Raw genomic sequence first — 22,357 nt, 5'->3', positions numbered from 1 at the left:
CCTCTTTGATGGGTGGGCTCGACGGCCCTGTGTGGAATCGCTTCTGCGTTGAGTGGACGCCGTCGCCGCGTCAGATGCGGTCGGCGAGCATCATGTCGGCGGCCTTCTCTCCGATCATAATGACGGGGGCATTGGTATTACCCGAGACGAGCTCGGGCATGATCGAGGCATCTGCCACACGTAGGCCGACCAAGCCACGCACCCTGAGTCGAGCGTCCACGACCGCATCCTCGTCCGAGCCCATTTTGCAGGTGCCGGCCGGGTGGTAGATCGACTGGCTGTAGCGGCGAGCGGCGTCGAGCAACTCGGCGTCGCTCTGGTACTTCGCGCCCGGCACGAACTCGGAGATGATGTGCGGCTTGAGCGCGGGCGCCTCGGCGATGCGGCGTGCGACCTTGACGCCACCGATCACCACCGCATGGTCGCGCTCGTCACCCAGGTAGTTGGCATGGATCGCGGGATAGGCGAGCGGGTCGGCCGAACGGATCTCGATACGGCCACGACTCCACGGCCGCAGCTGACACACCGAGGACGTGAAGGCCGAGAAGGGATGTGCGCCCTCCCCCGGCTTGTCGGCAGACAACGGCTGCATGTGGAACTGGATGTCGGGGCGCTCGACCTCGGGCGAGGAGCGCGTGAAGATGGCCACCTGACTGGCCGCCAGGGTCAGTGGTCCGGTACGCGAGAACATGTATTGCAGTCCGATCCAGAGCTTATGGATCGGACTGTTCACCTCGTCGTTCAGCGTACGCTCGCGGGTCTTGAAGACCAGCCTCACCTGCAGGTGGTCCTGCAGGTTGCGGCCGACGCCAGGCAGGGCGTGGAGCACCTGCACCCCCGCTCGCCGCAGAACCTCGACCGGACCAACGCCCGAATTCTGCAGGATCTGGGGCGAGCCGATGGCGCCCGCGGCCAGCACGATCTCGCAGCGCGCCCGGGCGATGCGGCGTTCTCCGCCCTGAAGATACTCCACGCCGACCGCGCGCTTGCCCTCGAAGAGGATGCGCAAGATCTGGGCGTGAGTCTCGACGCGCAGATTGGAGCGCCCCATGGCGGGCCGCAGGAAGCCCTTCGCGGTACTCCAGCGGAAACCCTTGTGCGCGGTCTGCTGAAAGTAGCCTACGCCTTCCTGACTCGCGCCGTTGTAGTCGTCGTTATAGGGAATGCCGATCTCCTGCGCAGCCTTGATGAAGTGGTCGGCGATCGGCCTGCGCAGGCGCAGATCCGAGACTTTCAGCGGTCCGCCCACGCCGTGATACTCGCTCGCGCCACGCTCCTGGTCTTCGGACCTCTTGAAGTACGGAAGCACCTCGTCGAAGCTCCAGCCCTCGTTGCCCAGCGCTGCCCAGCGGTCATAGTCCTCCCGCTGGCCGCGTACGTAGAGCAGGCCGTTGAGCGAGCTCGAACCGCCCAGCACCTTGCCACGCGGCCACTGGATCTCGCGGCCGGCAACCTTCTCGTCAGGCTCGGTCCGGTAGCACCAATCCAGCTTCGGATTGTGCAGAGTCTTGAAGTAGCCAACCGGGATGTGGATCCAGGGGTTGCTATCGCGGCCGCCAGCCTCAAGCAAGAGCACCTGGTTACGCTCGTCGGCGCTCAGGCGATTGGCCAGCACGCAACCGGCCGAGCCTGCCCCGACGACGATGTAATCAGCTTCAATGGACATCTAGAAGGTCTCCTGACTGCACCGTTAGGAATACGATGCTGATGTTCTGAGTAACGCCTCACGCCTTGTTTATGAAACGCAGCGTTTCAATAAAGCGCATACGCACTATTAATGAGGCCATACGCAAAACAAACACAAATCGAGCATTCCGATCCGAACTGAAACGCAACGGCGCAAAAGTGAACCAAAAAGGCGTCAAGAAACGCATTACGGATCTCGGAGACCCTTCGACGTAGCTTGTGCACATCGACGCTATTGGCGAGATGAAAGTGACTGGCGCGCGGAAGCAACGCCTTTCCGTAGACGCGTGTCCGAAGGCCAAGAGCACCTCACGACAGCTTGCCGAGACCTTCTCGCTTCCGAGGCCTCCATCCAAGTCCTTTCTCGTTGTACCGCAGGCAAGCCTTAATGAAACACAGCGTTTCAAAAGATCGATACATTTCGTACCATTGCATCAAGAGTCACAGAGAAACAGAAGCCCGACACGGATGACGGAAGTGACACGCGAATCAGGACACATGGGCGGAGGGCCCCACGCACCGAAATCGGACGACGCGGTAGTCGTGCATGACGAAGGCAGCGAAGACGTTCGCCGCCTTCGCCCGCTCACTGTCCTCGAACACCTCACGGAATCTACCCAGCCGCTCACGCTGGCTCAGCTCGCAAGCCTCATGAGCGTGCCCAAGAGCACCCTCATGAGACTGCTTCGCGCAATGGAAGACCAAGGCTACGTGCTTCATCTACCCGCGGAGCGAGGCTTTGTCGCCGGAACGCGCGCCACTACGCTGGCGCTACGCACGCTTCGCGGCTCGAACATGCGTAGAGAGTGCCGCGCCGTACTTCGCGCGCTCGTCGACAAGCTTGGGGAGTCCTGTAACCTCACTGTTCCTGATGCAGGCCGAGTGCTCTACGTCGAGCGCGTTGAGACCACCGAGCCGTTACGCATGCACTTGCAGCCGGGCACCTTCGTGCCGATGCACTGCACCGCAAGTGGCAAGCTCTTCCTTTCATCCATGTCCCTGCTCGAACGTCGCCGCCTGCTTGCCAACCTCACCCTGACACGCCACTCCCCCCGCACTCTGGTGGATATGGAAGCGCTCGAGGTGGAACTCGCGCGCAATGCCAAACTCGGCCTCGGAATTGACAATGAAGAGTTCGTCCGCGGCATGATCGCCGTCGCAGTCCCGGTGCTTGGCGAGGGCAGCAAGGCGGTGGCGGCGATTGCCTGCCACGCGCCGACTGCGCGCGTCTCGCTCGACGACCTGATGGCCAAGGTACCAAGCATGCGCATTGCAGCAGACGCGATGCGAACCATCCTCTTCCCAACGCCGAGCGCGTGAAGCTACGACGCAGATTAAGAGCAGCTGGCCGAGCACGAGGCCCCAGAAACCGGGCGGCATGCCAAAAATCGAGCATGCTCCGGCATCTGACTAGCCAGGTGCTCACGTATTCCGCAGTCACGAAAAGCAGAGTGCATGCAGCTTGCGGCCTGATCGGTGCCGCAGAAACAACTAACGATACAGCGTATTGAAGACCAGTCCGGAGCCGATCAGGATCAGCACCCCGAACGCGATGCGGCGCATCGTGACTTGAGCGAAGGGCGGCGGATAGCGCCGTCCTGCGATCGTCGCCAGCGCTACCAGCGGAACGGTGAAGCCGATCAACGCCCACACCGCCGGCGTAAACGTTCCCTGCGTACCGGCGAATATGGTCCGCGTGCCGGCGGTGAAGGCGAAGGTCAGCAGCAGCATGTTGCGCACGGTCGCCAGATCGAAAGGCTGGCGGTAGAAGTGAAAGATCACGGGGGGGCCGGCCATGCCGAACAGGCCGCCGAAAAGACCGGAGAAGAAGCCGCTGACGAAGAAGCTCAGGTTGGAGGATCGTTTGACGAGCGGCGCCGGGCGCAGCATGAATACGACCCCGCTGTAGATGATGGTGAGCCCAAGCAGGAGTTGCAGCAGGTTGGCCGCGGTGGCGCTCATGTACTCGAGCAGCAGGACACCCGCCAGGGTCGACGGCAGCACACCGACCAGCACGTAGCGTGCCGCCGGCCAGTCGATGTGGTGCAGCTTGCCGGGCAGCGCCACCGCACTGTTCATCAGCGTGACCAGGCTGATGATGGCGGCCACCAGCGAGATCGGCGCCAGGCCAAAGCCGCTGCTGACACCGATGACGATCATGCCCAGGCCAAAGCCGGTCACGGTCTGGAAGTAGGTCCCGACGGCGATCACCGCCAGCAGGGCCACCGCAGTCTCGATGCTCATCGGACTCTCCTCATGGATTCATGATCGTCCTCACCTTGAGACGTCGTCACGCTCCCTGAGCTGCGTACCAGCACATGCACAGGCAGGATCGTGCGCCGACTCATGTTCAGACCTTGAATTGACCGAGCAAGGCATCCTGGTCATGCACCCGCGCGGCCATGACCTTGCAGTGGTCGAGCTGCCGCTCGGCCACCTCGGTCACTTCGCGTCCGATGTCGCGGATCACGCCGGTGTTGCGGTCGATCTCGGACGCGCTCGCACTCTGCTGCTGAGCAAGTTCGGCAATGCGCAGGTTCATCGTGCTGATGAGGGTGATTGCCTCGCGCACACGGGCAAGGATGCCATTTGCAGTCTCGGCCTCGACGGCAGTCCGCGCGGCGGTTTCGCTGCTCTGGAGCATACGGCTTTCGGCTTGCTGGACGCCGGTGCGCAGCTCCTCGATGATGCCGCGGATATCACGCGTCGACTCCTGCGTGAGGGCCGCGAGGTTACGGACCTCATCGGCGACGACGGCGAAGCCACGGCCGGCCTCACCCGCCCGCGCCGCCTCGATCGCCGCATTGAGGGCGAGCAGATTGGTCTGGTCGGCAATACCGGTGATCTTGGCGAGGATCGATTCGACACTCTGGCTCAAGCGCACCAGCGCGTTGACAGAGTGGCTGGTGGCATCCATTTCCTCGGCGAGCTGGCGGATGGCCGCAGTCGAGCTGGATACCACGCGCACGCCTTCCCCGGTCTCGTCATGGGCAGCGACCGCGGCCTGCGCAGCCTCGTGAGCGTGGACGGCGACGTTCTGCGCCGCAGCGCTCATCTCGTGCATTGCACCGACCAGCCGCTCGAGCTCTTCCATCTGCCGGCGCAGGCGCTCGGCGGCATGACCGGCCTCGCCCGATGTCCTGGCGCTCGCCTCACCAAGCTGGTGGGCGCTGTCCTTGACGTTGCGGATCAGGGCCTGCAGATGGGCGACGAAACCATTGAACGCGCGCGAGACGTGCGCAATCTCGTCCCGTCCCTTCTCGCCGAGACGACGCGTCAGGTCTCCCTCTCCTCGGTTGACCTCGTCCAGCGCGTGGTGCAGACGCGCGAGCGGATCGAGCAGCCGGCCCATCAGCACGGCGAGCACGAGCAAGCTCACCAGCACACCTGCGAGGGTGCCGGCAACCGCGCGCCGGCTCAGTGCGTCGGCCTCGGCCATCAGCACGGCCTCGTCGAGTACGATGCCGACGTACCAATCCATGCCGGTCAGTCCCGCAAGCGGCGTAAACGAGACCAGCAGGCGTCGGCCGCCAGCCTGTGTCTCCGTGAGCCCCTTGTCGAGCGGAGGCTGTGCGCCATCGAAGAGTTCGCCATAGGGCTTGCCGTTGAGTGCCGCATCGGGGTGGGAGATGATGCGGCCGGTACGCGTCATCAGGAAAGCGTGACCGGCGCCGTTGAAGTCGAGGGTGTTGATCGCCTCGGCGATCGTCTGCAGGCTCAGGTCGCCACCAAAGGCACCCATGAAACGGCCGCGGTCACTGAGTCGTGCCACCGCCGAGATCAGGATCTCGCCGCTTGCCGCGTCCGCATAGGGTTCGGTGAGCACGGCGCGTTCGGCGCGCTCGGCCAGCGCGTACCATGGCCGCTTGCGCGCGTCCCAGCCCGGCGGGTCCCAGCTCGGCGTATTGGTGATGCGGGCACCATCGCTGTCGAGCCCGCCGAAGATCAACAGGAACTGCTCGCGCAGCAGCGGCCGGTCGAACACACGCTGAATGTGGATGGCACTGAAGTCGGCATCGATGCTCTGCGCCGCCATGTCGATGAGCTGGAGCTTGGCGTTGAGCCAATGTTCGATCTGGCGTGCAAGGCCTGCGCCGGCCTCGCCGATGCTGGCCTCGGCCTGTGCACGCAGGCTGGCACGCACCTGTGCGACCTGCACGAACGACAGCATGCTCAGGGTGACGAACAGCACGAGCGCGCTGGCGATACCCACCTTGTACGATACCTTCATCGCGTTTCCTCCCTGCCCTCAGCCGGACGCGTCCGCCACTGCACTCAGCGCGCCGCCCTGGCTGCGGCATCCTGTGCCTGGACGACGGTCACCGCGATGACGTGGAACACGTCCTCGGCGCTGCAACCGCGTGACAGATCGTTGGCCGGCTTGGCCAGGCCCTGCAGCAACGGCCCGATGGCGACTGCGCCGCCGACGCGCTCGGCAAGCTTGTAGCCGATGTTGCCGGCCTCGAGATTGGGGAAGATCAGTACGTTGGCCCGCCCCTTCACCTGCGACTGGGGGAGCTTTCGATTCGCAATCTCGGCGACGATGGCGGCATCGAGCTGGACGTCGCCATCTATCGCCAGTCCAGGGCGCAGCGCCTTGACGCGCTCGGAAGCGGCAACGACCTTGTCCACCGCTGCATGCTTGGCGCTGCCGCTCGTGGAGAAGGACAACATCGCTACGCGCGGTTCCTCTCCGAGCAGGCTGCGGGCACTGTCGGACGCGGCCATTGCGATCTCGGCCAGCGCCTCGGCATCCGGATCGACCACCAGGCCGCAATCCGAGAAGATGAGCCCTCCCTTCAGACTGTGGAAGGGCTCGCACATCATCATCAGGAAGAAGCTCGACACAAGCTTGAACGCCGGGTCGGTACCGATCACCTGGATCGCGGTCCGCACCACGTCGGCGGTGGTGTGCACCGCGCCGGCCACCGAGCCGTCGGCATCGCCCATGCGCACCATGAGGTTGGCGAACACGAGCGGCTTGCGCACCTCCTCCGCAGCTGCCGCGCGCGTCATGCCCTTCTTCTCGCGCAGCCGGAACAGCTCCTCGGCATAGCCCTCGGCGAGAGGCGAATCGGCCGGGTCGATCAGGGTCATGCCGCTCAGGTCGATGGCCTCGTTCTCCGCCAGCTGGGTAATGCGGGCACGATCGCCGACCAGCAGGATGCGCGCAGTACCTTCGCGTGTCGCGCGCAGCCCGGCCTGCAGCACGCGTGGGTCGTCGCCTTCGCACAGCGCGATGCGCCCCGGATTGGCACGGGCGCGATCGATGATGCGATTGATAGCCTTCATGATTCTGGGTCCTCTGCATCCCGCCCTGCACACGCTCGAGCGGGAAAAGATGCCGGCCGCCAGGGCACGGGGCCCTGGCGCCGGCCAAGCTCAATCCCAGGGGGAGGGAGGAGTGGATTGAGCGGAGGAACCCGCCACGCCCGAGCTGGGCGCGGCGGGGGTTCGGAACCCCGGAGCGCTCAGACGTAGTCCTTGTACTTGTCGAGGAATCGCACCGGCTTGGAGAGCGCGTCACGACGGAACGGGTCGCCCAGCTCGCGCGTGCACATGATCTCGATGATCGTCGTCTTGCCGTGGTTCATCTGCAGGTCGATCGCCTTCTTCAGCGCCGGCCCCACGTCCTCCAGACGATCGACCGTGATGCCCTCGGCACCCATCGCGCGCGCGATCTCGGCAAAGCTCTGGTTGTCCAGCTCGCCAGCGACGAAGCGGCGGTTGTAGAAGTCCACCTGGTTCTTCTTCTCCGCACCCCACTGACGGTTGTGGAACACCACCGCGGTCACCGGAATGTTGTGGCGCACGCAGGTCATCGTCTCCATCAGGCTCATGCCCCAGGCACCGTCACCCGCGTACGACACCGCCGGACGGTGCGGCGCGGCCACCTTGGCACCGATGATGGTCGGGAAGGCGTAGCCGCAGTTGCCAAAGCTCATCGCCGCAAAGAAGCTCCTCGGCTTCTCGAAGCGCAGGTAGCTGTTGGCCACCGAGTTGATGTTGCCGATGTCGGTCGACACCATCACGTCCTCGGGCATCGCCTTCTCGAGCTCGCGCAGCACCTGGCGCGGGTGCAGGTACTCGCCGCCCGAGAACGGCTTCTCCTTGGCGTTCTCTTCGATCATGTCCAGGCTGAACGGGTCGCGCTCGTGCGTCCATTCGTCGAGCTCCTTCTCCCACGCGGCTTTCTCGGCGGCGATCTTCGCCGCGCGCTCGCCCTTGGTGGCGTCGCAGTCGAGCGCACGATTCGCGAGCCGCGCCGTTAGCGCCACCGCCGCCGCCTTGGCATCACCGCAGATGCCCACCGAGATCTTCTTCACCAGCCCGAGCATCTTGTTGTCCGCGTCGATCTGGATGATCTTCGCGTTCTTGGGCCAGTAGTCCATGCCGTGCTGCGGCAGCGTACCGAACGGGCCCAGGCGCGAACCCAGCGCCACCACCACGTCGGCCTGGCTGATCAGCTTCATCGCCGCCTTCGAGCCCTGGTAGCCCAGCGGGCCGCACCACAGCGGGTGGCTCGCCGGGAACGAGTCGTTGTGCAGGTAGCTGTTGACCACCGGCGCGCCCAGGCGCTCGGCCAGCGCCTTGCACTCCTCGATCGCGTCGGCCATCACCACGCCGCCGCCCGAGATGATCACCGGGAACTTGGCCTTGGCCAGCAGCTCGGCCGCTTCATTGAGGCTTTGCTCGCCGCCCGCGCCACGGTCCAGCCGCGCCGGCTTGGGGATCTCGCAGGTGATCTCGCCGTAGAAGTAGTCGCGCGGAATGTTCAGCTGCGTCGGGCCCATCTCGCTCATCGCCCGGTCAAAGCAGCGGCCGGTGTATTCGGCCATGCGCGCCGGGTGGGTGACGTGGCCCTGGTACTTGGTGAACTCCTGGAACATCGGCAGCTGCTTGCACTCCTGGAAGCCGCCCAGCCCCATCGTCATCGTGCCCGTCTCGGGGGTGATGATCACCACCGGGCTGTGCGCCCAGTAGGCCGCGCCGATCGCGGTCACGCAGTTGCTGATGCCCGGGCCGTTCTGGCCGATCACCACGCCGTGGCGGCCCGACACCCGCGAGTAGCCGTCGGCCATGTGGCCCGCGCCCTGCTCGTGCACCACCGGGATCAGCCGGATGCCGGCCGGCGCGAAAATGTCCATCGCGTCCATGAAGGCCGAGCCCATGATGCCGAACATGTCGGTGACGCCGTTGGACACCAGGGTTTCGACGAAGGCTTCGGAGGGGGTCATCTTGGTCGGGCCGCTGGCCACGCTGCGGCCGTCGGGGGTGGGCTGGCTCATGCTGTCTCCTGGGAGTTAGTTGAACGAAATCGGTACCAAACATTCCGATATCCGAGATACGTGAACGCACTCTAGGTCCAACACCCCAAAAGGTCAACATCAAATTCCAAAAAACGGTACGATACGTTCACTTTTCAGGAATATTTCGGAGAGGACACCATGACTGAGCTCCGTTCGAACCGCGCCGAGATCGCCAAGATCGATGGCGATACCCCCACCATGCGTTTGCTGGCGCTGCTCGAGGTCATTGCGGCCAAGGACCAGCTCGTGACGCTGCAGGGGCTCGTCGAGGAAACCGGCCTGCCCAAGCCGACCCTGCACCGCATGCTCCAGCAACTGGAGGCGGCAGGCATGCTCCAGCGCGACAGCGATGGGCGGCAGTACGGCACCGGCGCGCGCCTGCGCCGCCTCGCCGAGAACCTCCTCCTCAATGACACGATCCATGGGGCGCGCCACGCCGTGCTGCGGCAGCTCGTGGAAGAAGTGGGCGAAAGCTGCAACATCACCGCGTTGTCGGGAAGCGAGGTCTTGTATCTGGACCGCGTCGAGACAGCCGCCCCACTGCGCTTCTATCTGCACCCGGGCTCGCGGGTTCCGGCGCACTGCTCCGCAAGCGGCAAGCTGTTCCTGGCGCAGATGACGCCCGCCCAACGCCGCCGACTGCTCGCCAACGCGCCGCTGATGCAATACACGACGCGTACGCTCACCAACCTGAACGCCCTTGAAGCCGAAATCGAACAGGTGCGCGAGCTTGGCTATGCCTTCGACAACGAGGAGTTTCTGCCCGGCCTGTTCTGCATTGCCGTCCTTGTGCCCGCGCCCGAGGGGCGTTCGAACATGGGGATCGCCATGCAGGCCCCGATCATGCGGATGACCGAACGCAACGCTCTCGACTCCTTACCGGCGCTGCGCCGCGCGGCCTCGGCACTGGCGGCAATCGAAGCCGACAGCGCCGGTAGCTCGCAGGCCGAGTGCGCCTGAGTCAGAACCAGCACGTGGATCGGGGAGGCCAGGATGAGGATTGCGGTGCTCGGCGGCGGCGTCATCGGCATCAGCACTGCCTGGTACTTGCACAGCAAGGGCTTCGAGGTGACGGTCATAGATCGCCAACCCGATGCCGGCATGGAGACCAGCTATGCCAATGGCGGGCAGATCTCGGTGTCGCATGCCGAACCTTGGGCAAGCCCGCGTACGCCTTTGAAAGCCCTGTACTGGCTCGGTCGCGAAGACGCGCCACTGCGCTTCCGGCTGCGCGCCGACCGGGCACTGCTGAACTGGTCGGCGGCCTTCCTCCGCGAATGCCTGCCGTGGCGCACACGCGCCAACATTGGACGCATCGTGGAGTTGGCGCGCTACAGCCGCAGCGAACTACAGAGGCTGCGCGCCGCCTTTGCAGAGGATTGCCCGCTTGACTACGACCATCAGGAACGCGGGATCCTGCACTTCTACACCGACCGCCGGGAGTATGAGCACGCGCTGCGTGCGGCATCTGTCCTGCGCGACTTCGGTTGTGACCGGCGGCCAGTCGGGGTCGATGAGTGCATTGCGATCGAACCCGCGCTCGAGGGTGCCCGCAAGCTGCTGGTGGGCGGTGACTTCACCGCCGACGATGAGTCCGGGGATGCACATCGCTTCACCCGAAGCCTCGGCGAGCGCTGCCGGCGCGCCGGCGTGGCATTTCGCTTCGGCACCACGATCACGAACCTTGAGCGCACAGGGCAGCGCATTGCTGCTGCACGTACGCTTCAGGGCGAGCACATCGAAGCGGATGGTTTCATCGTCGCCACGGGCAGCGCCAGCCCACAGCTGCTGACGCCACTGGGCATTCGCGCACCCATTTATCCGGCCAAGGGCTACTCGGCGACGATTCCCCTCGCAGAAGATAGCGTTGCGCCGTTCACCAGCCTGACCGATGACGGCCACAAACTCGTGTTCTCGCGCCTGGGGAACTCGCTGCGGGTCGCCGGTACGGCCGAGTTCGACGGCTTCAACCTGCGCCCCAACCTCGTCCGCCAGGAGGCCATGATGCGCCGGGTGCACGAGCTGTTCCCTCAGCTCAGGCCCGCGGGCGCAGCAAAGACCTGGTGCGGGCTTCGACCAGCGACCCCGGGAGGCGTACCCCTCGTGGGCGCAACCCGCTACGAGAACCTGTGGCTGAACACCGGCCACGGCACACTCGGATGGACCATGGCCTGCGGATCGGCCGCCGCGCTGAGCGACCTGGTTGCGGGGCACGCACCCGCGGTGCATCTAGCTGAAGTTGCCTGAAAGGGCTCAAGCTGCGCAGCGCGCACGCCCCCCCCAGGCGGGGCGGCGTCAGACGTCCGGCGCGCCCTCGGTGGCCAAGGTATCGAGCGCGGCTTCCACCGTCACCTCCTCGGCCTCCAGCTCCACCGTCTGCAGCATCGGCTTGCCTGCCGGAGCCTGCAGCGCATGTTGGGCGCCGCTGAAGAGGTCGCGCTTGAGCGTCTCGATGGCTGCAACCCAGGCGGCAACCGGCTCGCACTCGGGCAGGAGTTCGCCATTGCGGCACACCGTGAGGCGCTTGCCTTCGAGCGCCAGCTGGACCCCGGGCAAGGGGCGGATTCGGACCGCATCGTCACTGCGCGCAGCAAAGCGCAGCATGGTCTCACGCTCGTCGTCGAGCAGATCGAGGATGAGCGCGGGCAAGGCGTAGATCGGCAGGTCGCCGGTGCGCAAGGGACCACGCTTGCCGTCGATGACCACGAGCGGAGTCGACACCAGGGTACGGAACATGGGGTCGTCGAACTGTGCGCGGTTCGGCGCGAGCAGGCCTGACTCGGCATAGCCGCCATGGTTCCAGCCCAGCGAAGGCAGATGGTCGCCGAACAGCACGATGATGGCGTCGGGGTCACGCCCGCGCAGTTCGCCGAGGAAGGCCATCAGCTCGCGCGACTTGTAATACACCGTGTTGGCATAAGCCTTGACCAGGGCGTTGTCGGTCCTGGTATCGATGACCTGCGGGCGCTGCGCGTTGAGCGGATAGTCGAGGTGGCCAAAATAGGTCAGCACATAGTTGAACACCGGCTGGCCATTACCGAGCTCAGGGCCGATGCGTTCGAGCACCTGGCGATAGAGCGACGCATCGCTGAGGAACTCGCGGTTCATGTCGTCGAGTTCGAAGTCGCGGTCGGACCAGTAGTGCTCGAAACCAATGCGTCGGTAGGCGTTGATGCGGTTCCAGAACGGCGCCGCATTCGGGTGCGAGGCGTAGCTGCGGTAGCCGGCCTCGCCCAGGTGACGCGGCAGGCAGGGCACGTCGCGCCGCAGCCGGCCTTCGAAGAAGACGGCATCGGTCATCACCGGGAAGCCGCACAAGGCCTCGAACTCGGCATTTGCAGTGTAGCCGCCGAACACCGGCGACATCACCTTGGCGTTGCCGGCAGCTTTCCACAGCTTGCGGAAGGCCGGATCGAGCGGGTCGGCCGACAGACCGGCCGCCTTGAGCGCCACCGGATCCCAGAAGGACTCGAGCACGATCATGTGCACATTGCGCCCGCCCCGTCCGTCACGACGGGCCGCGGCGCGCATGAAGGGGCTGGGCTGAGTCGCACCGAGCAGGGCGAGCGCGCCATCAACCTCGTCGGAGGCCGGTGCAGCCCCCCTGCGCGCAAGGTTGCGCGCCGCCTCCTGCACCAGATGAATGGGCAGGCCGCGCATCTCATAGTTGCCGCGCTGGTTCCACACCCAGTCGCCAAAGCGGGCATCCATCCAGCTCGTGACCACGGCCGGCTGGGCAACGATCATCCAGACGCCCGCGGCCACCGCGGCCACGGTGCCCCAGGCGCGCGGACGGCGCCAGGCGAACATCCAGGCCAGAGCCCCCAGCGGCAACGCGAGCATCGCCACGCTGCCCCAAAGCTGCCAGCCTTCCAGCAACAAAAAGAGATTTCTTGCCGCGACGAAGTCGTCGGGCATGACCGGGCCGCCCAGCACCGCAAGTTTGAGCGCATTACCTACCGTAAACGCAGAGAACAGCACGGCCATCGCCACGCCGAAGCGCGCGACGCTGCGCGCCATCAGGAACAGCAGGCCGCCGATCAGCAGGTGTGCGGAGAGGTCACGCAGCCAGGCGTCCGGACGCGGCGCCACATCCAGGAAATGGGCGCTGGCCCATTGTGCGAGCGCATACCAGGCGGCCACCAGGCCCAACGCATAGCCCCACTCGCGCACGTGACGAAGCCCTGCGCGCGGACGCGTGACGCCGACAGCGGGAGACTGCGCCGCTGACTGTGACTCGGACCTGGCGGGGGAACGGCTTGCGGACGTGGGCACGGCGGCACTCCGGATGAAAATCGGGAGTGAGGATAATACGCGTGTAACAATCGTCTGTTATCGAACGCGTCCGCTTTTCCCCGCAATGCAACAACGCAAATTGCGACAAGTCTTTGCGACCCGCAGCCGCCCACTCACGGTCTCAGCAACGGGAAGCGACGAACTGCAGCGCAAGTCCGTAGCCCTGAGTGCCGAAGCCGGCCATCACCGCCTCGGCAACATCCGACAAGTACGAGTGGTGACGGAAGGGCTCGCGCTTGTGCACGTTCGAGATATGCACCTCGACGAAGGGGATCGCCACCCCGGCAAGCGCATCGCGGATCGCCACGCTGGTATGCGTGTAGGCACCCGGGTTGATCAGCACCCAGGCGACGCCCTCGCCACGCGCGGCATGGATGCGATCGACAATCGCGCCTTCATGGTTGCTCTGGAAGCACAGCACCTCGACGCCCAGCGCCTCGCCCTGCTCCTGCAGGCCGCGCTCGACATCGGCAAGGGTGGTGGCGCCGTAGATCTCGGGCTCGCGCGTACCGAGCAGGTTTAGGTTGGGGCCGTTGATGACGAGAACCTTGGGCATGGGGCAGGACTCCGCAAAACACAGTCGTAAAAAAGGCGGCCCGCAGACCGCCTTTCGCGAATCGCTTCAGCGCAGAGGATATCAGCGCGGCAGCAGGCTCTCACCCATCAGGAACTCATCGACTGCGCGGGCGCACTGGCGACCTTCCCTGATTGCCCAAACGACCAGCGACTGGCCACGGCGCATGTCGCCGGCGGCGAATACCTTGGGCACGTTGGTGGTGTAGCAGCCTTCACCGTCGGTGGTCGCCTTGGCGTTGCCGCGCGCGTCCTTGTCGACACCGAAGGCCTCGAGCACACCGCCCACCGGCTGGGTGAAGCCCATGGCGAACAGCACGAGGTCGGCCTTGATCTCGAACTCGGAGCCCGGCACCTCGGACATCCTGCCGTCCTTCCACTCCAGGCGACAGGCCTTGAGCGCCTTGACCTTGCCGTTCTTGCCGATGAACTCCTTGGTCGCAACAGCGAAGTCGCGCTCGCAGCCTTCCTCGTGCGAGGAGGAGGTGCGCAGCTTGGTCGGCCAGTACGGCCACACCAGCGGCTTGTTCTCCTGCTCGGGCGGCATCGGCATCAGCTCGAACTGGGTCACGCTCGCCGCGCCGTGGCGGTTCGAGGTTCCGACACAATCGGAACCGGTGTCACCGCCGCCGATCACCACCACGTGCTTGCCCTTGGCCGAGATCGGGTTGGGCTTGTCGCCGGCGACCTGCTTGTTCTGCGGGATGAGGAACTCGAGCGCGTAATGCACGCCACCGAGCTCGCGCCCCGGCACCGGCAGGTCGCGCGGCACTTCGGCGCCGCCTGCCAGCACCACGGCATCGAAGTCCTTCTGCAGTTGCTCGGCGCTGATGACTTCCTTGGCATCATTGACGATGCCGGCCGGCATGTCCTTCGCGGCGACGAGCACACCGGTGCGGAAGCGCACGCCCTCGGCCTGCATCTGCTCGACACGGCGGTCGATCAGGCCCTTCTCCATCTTGAAGTCGGGGATGCCATAGCGCAGCAGGCCGCCGATGCGGTCGTTCTTCTCGAACACGGTGACGTCATGGCCGGCGCGTGCCAGCTGCTGCGCAGCCGCCAAGCCCGCCGGGCCGGAACCGACCACCGCAACCTTCTTGCCGGTCCGGGTTTCGGGCGGCAGCGGCAACACCCAGCCTTCTTCCCAGGCCTTGTCGATGATGGCGTGCTCGATCGACTTGATGCCCACCGCGTCGGTGTTGATGTTCAGCGTGCACGCGGCCTCGCAGGGCGCGGGGCAGATACGGCCGGTGAACTCGGGGAAGTTGTTGGTCGAGTGCAGCACCTCGATCGCCTCGCGCCAGTGGCCGCGATACACGAGGTCGTTCCAGTCCGGAATGATGTTGTTGACCGGGCAGCCGTTGTTGCAGAACGGAATACCACAGTCCATGCAACGCGCGCCCTGGACCGATGCCTGCTCGTCGGTCAGGCGCAGGACGAACTCCTTGTAGGTCTTCAGGCGCTTGTCGACCGGCTCGTAGGCCTCTGACAGACGCTGATGCTCCAGAAATCCAGTGGGCTTGCCCATTTATGCGGCCTCCTTCTCTGCTTCACGCGCCTCGGCCATCTCGGCCAGCGCGCGACGGTACTCATGCGGGAACACCTTGACGAACTTCTTCCGCCAGGTGGCCCAGTTGTTCAGGATCTCGCGGGCGCGCACGCTGCCGGCGAAGCGGACATGGCGCTCGATCAGGCCCTTGAGGATGAGCTCGTCGCCCATCGTCAGGTGGTCGATGTCGACACGGCCATGGGATTCGAGATCGTCACCCGACTCCGAGCCCTTGCGCGCAGCGATCTCGTCGGGCAGCGGCTCGAGCGCAACCTGCGCCATGTTGCAGCGCTGCTCGAAAGTGCCGTCCTCGTCGAGCACGTAGGCCACGCCGCCCGACATGCCGGCGGCGAAGTTGCGGCCGGTCTGGCCGAGCACGACCACGGTGCCGCCGGTCATGTACTCGCAGCCATGGTCACCCACGCCTTCCACCACCGCAGTGGCGCCGGAGTTGCGCACTGCGAAGCGCTCGCCGGCAACGCCGGCGAAGTACACCTCACCCTCGGTGGCGCCATAGAGCACGGTGTTGCCGACGATGATGTTCTCCGGCGTGCTGCCGCGGAACTCGGCCTTCGGACGCACGACGATGCGCCCACCCGACAGCCCCTTGCCGACGTAGTCGTTACCCTCGCCCACCAGCTCGAGCGTCACGCCACGTGCCAGGAAGGCGCCGAAGCTCTGGCCCGCGGTGCCGTTGAGGCGGATGTGGATGGTGTCGTTGGGCAGGCCGGCGTGGCCGTAGCGCGCCGCAACCTGTCCGGAGAGCATGGCACCGACCGTGCGGTTGATGTTGCGCACCGGCAGGTCGATGTTGACCTTCTCGCCCTTCTCGAGCGCCGGCTTGGCAAGTGCGATCAGCTGCTGGTCGAGCGCGCCCTCGAGGCCGTGGTCCTGGGTCTCGGTGTGCAGTCGCGGCACTTCGGCCGGCACCGGCGGCAGGTAGAAGATGCGCGAGTAGTCCAGCCCTTGTGCCTTCCAGTGCGCGATGCCCTGCTTCATGTCGAGCAGGTCGGCACGGCCGATGAGCTCGTCGAACTTGCGCACGCCGAGCTGGGCCATCAGCTCGCGCACTTCTTCGGCGACAAAGAAGAAGTAGTTGACGACGTGCTCGGGCTGGCCCTGGAAGCGCGCGCGCAGCACCGGATCCTGGGTGGCGACGCCAACCGGGCAGGTGTTGAGGTGGCACTTGCGCATCATGATGCAGCCTTCGACGACCAGCGGCGCGGTGGCGAAGCCGAACTCGTCGGCGCCGAGCAGCGCGCCGACGACGACGTCGCGACCGGTCTTGATCTGACCGTCGACCTGGAGGCGGATGCGCGAACGCAGCCGGTTGAGCACCAGCGTCTGCTGGGTCTCGGCCAGACCGAGCTCCCACGGCGAACCGGCGTGCTTGATCGAGCTCCACGGCGAGGCGCCAGTGCCGCCGTCATGGCCGGCGACGACGATGTGGTCGGCCTTAGCCTTGGCCACGCCTGCGGCCACCGTGCCGATGCCGATCTCGGACACCAGCTTGACCGAGATGCTCGCAACCGGGTTGGCGTTCTTGAGGTCGTGGATGAGCTGGGCCAGGTCTTCGATCGAATAGATGTCATGGTGCGGCGGCGGCGAGATGAGGCCGACGCCGGGCACCGAGTGGCGCAGGAAGCCAATGTACTCCGAGACCTTGTGACCGGGCAGCTGGCCCCCTTCGCCGGGCTTCGCGCCCTGGGCCATCTTGATCTGGATCTGGTCGGCGTTGACCAGGTACTCGGTGGTGACGCCGAAGCGGCCCGAGGCCACCTGCTTGATCGCCGAGCGCAGCGAGTCGCCAGCCTTGAGCTCGAGGTCGCGCGCAATGCGCTTCTCACCGATCACCTGCGACAGGCGGATGGCCTCGGTCAGCGGCTTGAAGCGCATCGGGTCTTCGCCGCCCTCGCCGGTGTTCGACTTGCCGCCGATGCGGTTCATTGCCACCGCGAGGGTGGTATGGGCTTCGGTGGAAATCGAGCCGAGCGACATGGCGCCGGTGGCAAAGCGTTTGACGATTTCCTTGGCGGGTTCGACCTCGTCCAGCGGCACCGGGGTGGCCGCAGTCTTGAACTCGAACAGGCCGCGCAGCGTCATGTGGCGCTTGCCCTGGTCGTTGATGATCTTGGCGTATTCCTTGTAGGTGTCGGCCTTGCCCGAGCGCGTGGCGTGCTGCAGCTTGGCGATCGCGTCCGGCGTCCACATGTGCTCTTCGCCGCGGATGCGGAAGGCGTACTCACCACCGGCATCGAGCATGTCGTGCAGTACCGGGTCGGCCGAGAACGCGGCTTTGTGCAGACGGATGGCCTCTTCCATCACCTCGAACACGCCGATACCCTCCACCTGGCTGGTGGTGCCGGTGAAGTACTTGTCGAGCAGTGCCTGCTTGAGGCCGACGGCCTCGAAGATCTGCGCGCCGGTGTAGGACATGTAGGTCGAGATGCCCATCTTGGACATGACCTTCATCAGGCCCTTGCCGACCGCCTTGACGAAATGCTTGACGTACTTGGCGGCGGCTTCGGCATCGCCCGCCATGTGCTCGAGCGTCTCGAGCGCGAGGTAGGGATGGATCGCCTCGGCGCCGTAGCCGGCGAGCACCGCGAAGTGGTGTACCTCGCGCGCAGAGCCGGTCTCGACCACCAGGCCGGTGCGCGTGCGCAGGCCCTTCTCCACCAGGTGCTGGTGGATCGCGGACAAGGCCAGCAGCGCCGGAATGGCGACGCGGTCGGCGGCCAGCTTGCGGTCGGACACGATCAGGATGTTGGTACCGCCCAGCACAGCGTTTTCGGCGTCGGCACAGAGCGAAGCCAGGCGCGCCTCCACGCCTTCGTTGCCCCACTCGGCCGGATAGCAGATATCAAGTTCGGCCGAGCGGAACTTGTTCTGCGTGTAGCGCGCGATGTTGCGGATCTTGGCCATGCCGGCGAAGTCGAGCACGGGCTGGCTGACCTCGAGGCGGAACGGCGGGTTGATCTCGTTGATCTCGAGCAGGTTCGGACGCGGGCCGATGAAGGACACCAGCGACATCACCATCTGCTCGCGGATCGGGTCGATCGGCGGGTTGGTGACCTGTGCGAAGAGCTGACGGAAGTAGTTGTACAGCGGCTTGTTCTTGGAGGACAACACCGCCAGCGGCGAGTCGTTGCCCATCGAGCCAGTGCCTTCCTCGCCACTCTTGCCCATCGGCTCGAGGATGAACTTGATGTCCTCCTGGGTGTAGCCGAAAGCCTGCTGACGGTCGAGCAGCGGCTCGACGCGCTCCGCAGCAGCGGCGGCGTCGACTACCGCAGGCGCCTCCAGCGTGTCGAGCTTGATGTTGATGCGGCGCAGCCAGTCGGCGTAGGGGCGAGCGTGGGCAAGCGACTCCTTGATCTCCTGATCGCCGATGATGCGACCCTGCTCCATGTCGATCAGGAACATCTTGCCCGGCTGCAAGCGCCACTTCTTGACGATCTTGCTGTCAGGGATGGGCAGCACGCCGGACTCGGAGGCCATGACGACCAGGTCGTCGTCGGTAACCAGATAGCGCGCCGGACGCAGGCCGTTGCGGTCGAGGGTGGCGCCGATCTGGCGGCCGTCCGTGAAGGCGACCGCAGCGGGACCGTCCCACGGCTCCATCATCGCCGCGTGGTACTCGTAGAAGGCACGGCGCTTCTCGTCCATCTGCGTGTGCGACTCCCAGGCCTCCGGGATCATCATCATCATCGCGTGGGCGAGCGAATAACCGCTCATCACCAGCAGTTCGAGCGCGTTGTCGAACGACGCCGAGTCGGACTGACCGGGGTAGATCAGCGGCCAGATCTTCTGCAGATCGTCGCCAAGCAGCGGCGAATGCACGCCCTTCTCGCGCGCGCGCATCCAGTTGTAGTTGCCGCGCAGGGTGTTGATCTCGCCGTTGTGGGCGATGTAGCGGAACGGGTGGGCGAGGTTCCACTTCGGGAAGGTGTTGGTCGAGAAACGCTGGTGCACCAGGGCCAGCGCCGAGTTCGCACGCGGATCGACCAGGTCCAGGTAGTACTCGCCGACCTGGTTCGCGAGCAGCAGGCCCTTGTAGTTCACAGTGCGTGCCGACATCGACACCATGTAGAACTCCTTGCCGTGCTTGAGCTGCAACGCGCCAATGGCATTGGCGGCGCGGCGGCGCACAACGTAGAGCTTGCGCTCCAGCGCTTCGGTGACCATGACGTCGGCACCGCGGCCAATGAAGATCTGGCGGATCACCGGCTCCTTGGCCTTCACCGTCGGCGACATCGGCATGTCGTGATTGACCGGGACGTCGCGCCAGCCGAGCACGACCTGCCCTTCAGCCACCACCGCACGCTCGATCTCTTCTTCACAGGCCAGGCGGGAGGCGGCTTCCTTGGGCATGAACACCATGCCGACGCCGTACTCGCCGGGCAGCGGCAGGGTCACGCCCTGGGCGGCCATCTGTTCGCGGTAGAGCTGGTCGGGGATCTGGATCAGGATGCCGGCACCGTCGCCCTGCAGGGGGTCGGCACCAACCGCACCGCGGTGGTCGAGGTTCTTCAGGATTTCGAGGCCCTGCAGAATGATGTCATGACGTTTCTCGCCCTTGATGTGGGCGATGAAACCCACGCCACAGGCATCATGTTCGTTGGCGGGGTCGTACAGACCCTGCTTTTGGGGCTGATCCATCTTCTTTTCCTCAAACGACACGCAAGATCACGCGCAGGAGCCCAGGGAGGCCAGTCGGACCGGAGTCAGGTCCGATAAAACCGAACGCGCACAAAAAAGCCGGGCGCGCGCGCACCGGCTTTGTGATTTGCACCAACTTGGTGCAAAAACAGCTTTTGGATGACCAGGCCGATTGGGCAAATAGCCCGCATGCACCATTTTGGACACCGCCACCAGACAGGCTGTTGACGAAAAAAACTATACGCCCGCAAAACGCTGGGTTCAAGAATTTTTTTGCACTGCGGCAGCGATCTGGAGCAAGGTATTCCCGCGCGCCATTGGGCAGGTGCATGTGGCACGAATCAGTGGATCTCGCCAACGGCGAACAAGCGCCGATGCTCCTTCATGGCGTAGCGGTCGGTCATGCCCGCGATATAGTCGGCGATGGCCCGCGCCTTGTCATCGCGCGCCATCGCCTGGTACTGCGGCGGCAGGATGTGCGGATCGTCCATGAAGGCGGCAAACAGATCGCTGACGATGCGGCGCGCCTTGTTCGTCATGCGCAGCACCTGGTAGTGGCGGTAAAGGTTCTCGCGCAGGAAGGCCTTGAGTTCGCGCAGTTGCACCAGCAGCGCCTCGGAATACGCCACCAGGCGGGGCGCGCGACGAACGTCGTCGAGCGAGGCGACACCGGCTGAGGCGACGTTGGCGCGCGTTTGCTCGAGCAGATCGATGACCATCAGATGGATCATCCGGCGCACGGTCTCGTTGATCAGCTTGCGTCCCGCCAGCCCGGGCCAGCGCGCCTCGACTTCGCGACGCTGCGCGGCGAACAGAGCGACCTCTTCGAGCTGTTCGAGCGTGATCAGACCCGAGCGCAGCCCATCGTCCACATCGTGGTTGTTGTAGGCGATCTCGTCGGCAAGATTGGCGAGCTGGGCCTCGAGCGAGGGCTGGGTTCCTTCGAGGAAGCGCCGACCGACATCGCCCAGGCGTTCGGCATTGGCGCGCGAGCAGTGCTTGAGGATGCCCTCGCGGGTCTCGAACATGAGGTTCAGGCCGTCAAAGGCGGCATAGCGGTCCTCGAGTACGTCCACCGTGCGCAACGACTGCAGGTTGTGCTCGAAACCGCCGTGGTCGCGCATGCAGGCATTGAGCGCCTCCTGGCCGGCATGGCCGAAAGGCGTGTGGCCAAGATCGTGGGCAAGCGCGATGGATTCGGCGAGATCCTCGTTAAGCCCAAGCTGGCGGGCGATGCCACGGGTGATCTGCGCCACCTCGATACTGTGAGTAAGGCGGGTTCGAAACAGGTCGCCCTCGTGATTCACAAACACCTGGGTCTTGTACTCGAGGCGACGAAACGCAGTGGAATGCACGATACGATCACGGTCGCGCTGGAACTGACCGCGCGCCACCGGCACGGGTTCGTCGTGGGCACGGCCACGCGAGTTGTGTTCGGTGACCGCGTACGGCGCAAGCTGCAGCATCGGCATCTCCTCTGTTCAGACTCGCAACGCGCAAGCGCTCAGCGGCAGCGCGCCTCGATGGCGGCGGCGATATCGGTCTGCTGCGCATCGCCGTGGATCACCGCACGCCCCAGCTCACGCAGCAGCACGAGGCGCAGGCGCCCCGCCTCCACCTTCTTGTCGTGCGCCATGAGCTCGAGATAGCGCTCAGCCCCGAGCAGCGGCCCCCACACAGGCAGCCGCGCACGCTCGAACAGCGCGCCAACTCGCGCGACCTCGGCATCGCCCAGCCAACCGAGACGACGCGACAACTCCGCTGCCATCATGGTGCCGGCAGCCACCGCCTCGCCATGAAGCCATTCGCCATAGCCAAGGCCGGTCTCGATCGCATGGCCGAAAGTGTGGCCGAGGTTCAGCAGCGCGCGCTCGCCCTGCTCAGTCTCATCCGCAGCCACCACCTCGGCCTTGTTGCGGCAGGAACGCTCGATCGCATACGCCAGCGCATCGGCGTCGCGCGCCACCAGGCGCTCAAGGTTCTGCTCAAGCCAGGCGAGGAACTCGGGGTCGCGAATCAGCCCGTACTTGATGACCTCGGCCAGGCCTGCAGAGAGCTCGCGATCAGGCAGCGTGGCCAGCGTATCGATGTCGGCCAGCACCAGGCGGGGCTGGTAGAAGGCGCCGATCATGTTCTTGCCGAGTGGATGATTGATCGCCGTCTTGCCGCCCACCGAGGAGTCGACCTGGGCCAGCAGCGTGGTCGGCACCTGGATGAAGGGCATGCCGCGCTGGTAGCAGGCAGCGGCGAAGCCCCCCATGTCGCCCACGACCCCCCCCCC

14 protein-coding genes and 1 pseudogene are annotated in these 22,357 nt (G+C 65.3%); 4 read left to right on the top strand and 11 right to left on the bottom strand.

The genetic code is table 11. From position 1 onward, the window contains the following. Window positions 1-70 precede the first annotated feature (70 nt). On the bottom strand, window positions 71-1,666 hold the full coding sequence (locus B447_RS16345) for a GMC family oxidoreductase (RefSeq protein WP_002942840.1): 1,596 nt from the start codon (window positions 1,664-1,666) through the stop codon (window positions 71-73). Window positions 1,667-1,929: 263 nt separating this feature from the next. Between B447_RS16345 and B447_RS23060 the strand changes: the two are divergent. Together B447_RS23060 and B447_RS22285 are read left to right on the top strand one after the other, a co-directional pair. Further along, a pseudogene (locus B447_RS23060) lies at window positions 1,930-2,340 on the top strand (hypothetical protein); the annotation flags it as partial. Between the two features lie 21 nt (window positions 2,341-2,361). Next, the gene (locus B447_RS22285) at window positions 2,362-3,006 is read left to right on the top strand and encodes an IclR family transcriptional regulator (protein WP_232431655.1); all 645 of its coding nucleotides are present in this window, start codon (window positions 2,362-2,364) and stop codon (window positions 3,004-3,006) included. Between the two features lie 171 nt (window positions 3,007-3,177). Here B447_RS22285 and B447_RS16330 read toward each other — a convergent pair whose 3' ends face one another. From B447_RS16330 to xsc, 4 genes are all read right to left on the bottom strand, one after another. Further along, a complete protein-coding gene (locus B447_RS16330) occupies window positions 3,178-3,930 on the bottom strand; it encodes a sulfite exporter TauE/SafE family protein (protein WP_002925830.1) in 753 nt (250 codons plus the stop codon). Between the two features lie 106 nt (window positions 3,931-4,036). Next, a complete protein-coding gene (locus B447_RS16325) occupies window positions 4,037-5,917 on the bottom strand; it encodes a methyl-accepting chemotaxis protein (RefSeq protein ID WP_002942834.1) in 1,881 nt (626 codons plus the stop codon). Window positions 5,918-5,961: 44 nt separating this feature from the next. Next, window positions 5,962-6,978 carry a phosphate acetyltransferase gene (pta, locus tag B447_RS16320; RefSeq protein WP_002925818.1) on the bottom strand — a complete coding sequence of 339 codons (1,017 nt, stop codon included), beginning with the start codon at window positions 6,976-6,978 and terminating at the stop codon, window positions 5,962-5,964. 179 nt (window positions 6,979-7,157) lie between these two features. Then, window positions 7,158-8,975 carry a sulfoacetaldehyde acetyltransferase gene (xsc, locus tag B447_RS16315; RefSeq protein WP_002942831.1) on the bottom strand — a complete coding sequence of 606 codons (1,818 nt, stop codon included), beginning with the start codon at window positions 8,973-8,975 and terminating at the stop codon, window positions 7,158-7,160. A 159-nt stretch (window positions 8,976-9,134) separates the two neighbouring features. On the opposite strand from xsc, the gene B447_RS16310 reads away from it, so the two are divergent. Next, the gene (locus B447_RS16310; protein ID WP_002925813.1) at window positions 9,135-9,956 is read left to right on the top strand and encodes an IclR family transcriptional regulator; all 822 of its coding nucleotides are present in this window, start codon (window positions 9,135-9,137) and stop codon (window positions 9,954-9,956) included. Window positions 9,957-9,989: 33 nt separating this feature from the next. Continuing rightward, window positions 9,990-11,243, top strand: coding sequence for a D-amino acid dehydrogenase (locus tag B447_RS16305; RefSeq protein WP_002942828.1), 1,254 nt, complete (start codon window positions 9,990-9,992; stop codon window positions 11,241-11,243). A 48-nt stretch (window positions 11,244-11,291) separates the two neighbouring features. On the opposite strand, the gene B447_RS16300 is transcribed toward B447_RS16305, so the two are convergent. The 6 genes from B447_RS16300 to aroB form a co-directional block, all read right to left on the bottom strand. Beyond that, window positions 11,292-13,271: an LTA synthase family protein gene (locus B447_RS16300; protein WP_232431654.1), complete on the bottom strand. Its 1,980-nt coding sequence runs from the start codon at window positions 13,269-13,271 to the stop codon at window positions 11,292-11,294. A gap of 142 nt (window positions 13,272-13,413) precedes the next feature. Then, entirely contained in the window at window positions 13,414-13,848 is a 435-nt protein-coding gene (aroQ, locus tag B447_RS16295) for a type II 3-dehydroquinate dehydratase (RefSeq protein WP_002925804.1), read from the bottom strand. An 81-nt stretch (window positions 13,849-13,929) separates the two neighbouring features. After that, a complete protein-coding gene (locus tag B447_RS16290; protein WP_002925803.1) occupies window positions 13,930-15,393 on the bottom strand; it encodes a glutamate synthase subunit beta in 1,464 nt (487 codons plus the stop codon). Beyond that, window positions 15,394-20,076: a glutamate synthase-related protein gene (locus B447_RS16285; protein ID WP_002925802.1), complete on the bottom strand. Its 4,683-nt coding sequence runs from the start codon at window positions 20,074-20,076 to the stop codon at window positions 15,394-15,396. A 341-nt stretch (window positions 20,077-20,417) separates the two neighbouring features. Next, window positions 20,418-21,542 (bottom strand): deoxyguanosinetriphosphate triphosphohydrolase, encoded by a 1,125-nt coding sequence (locus B447_RS16280; protein WP_002925801.1) that lies wholly within the window; start codon window positions 21,540-21,542, stop codon window positions 20,418-20,420. A gap of 38 nt (window positions 21,543-21,580) precedes the next feature. After that, a partial coding sequence (gene aroB / locus B447_RS16275) for a 3-dehydroquinate synthase (RefSeq protein WP_002942823.1) occupies window positions 21,581-22,357 on the bottom strand: 777 nt, incomplete at its 5' end.

The sequence above is a fragment of the Thauera sp. 27 genome (assembly GCF_000310125.2).
In the GTDB taxonomy this organism is placed as follows: Bacteria; Pseudomonadota; Gammaproteobacteria; order Burkholderiales; family Rhodocyclaceae; genus Thauera; species Thauera mechernichensis.
This window is presented reverse-complemented; position numbering and strand designations above follow the sequence as displayed.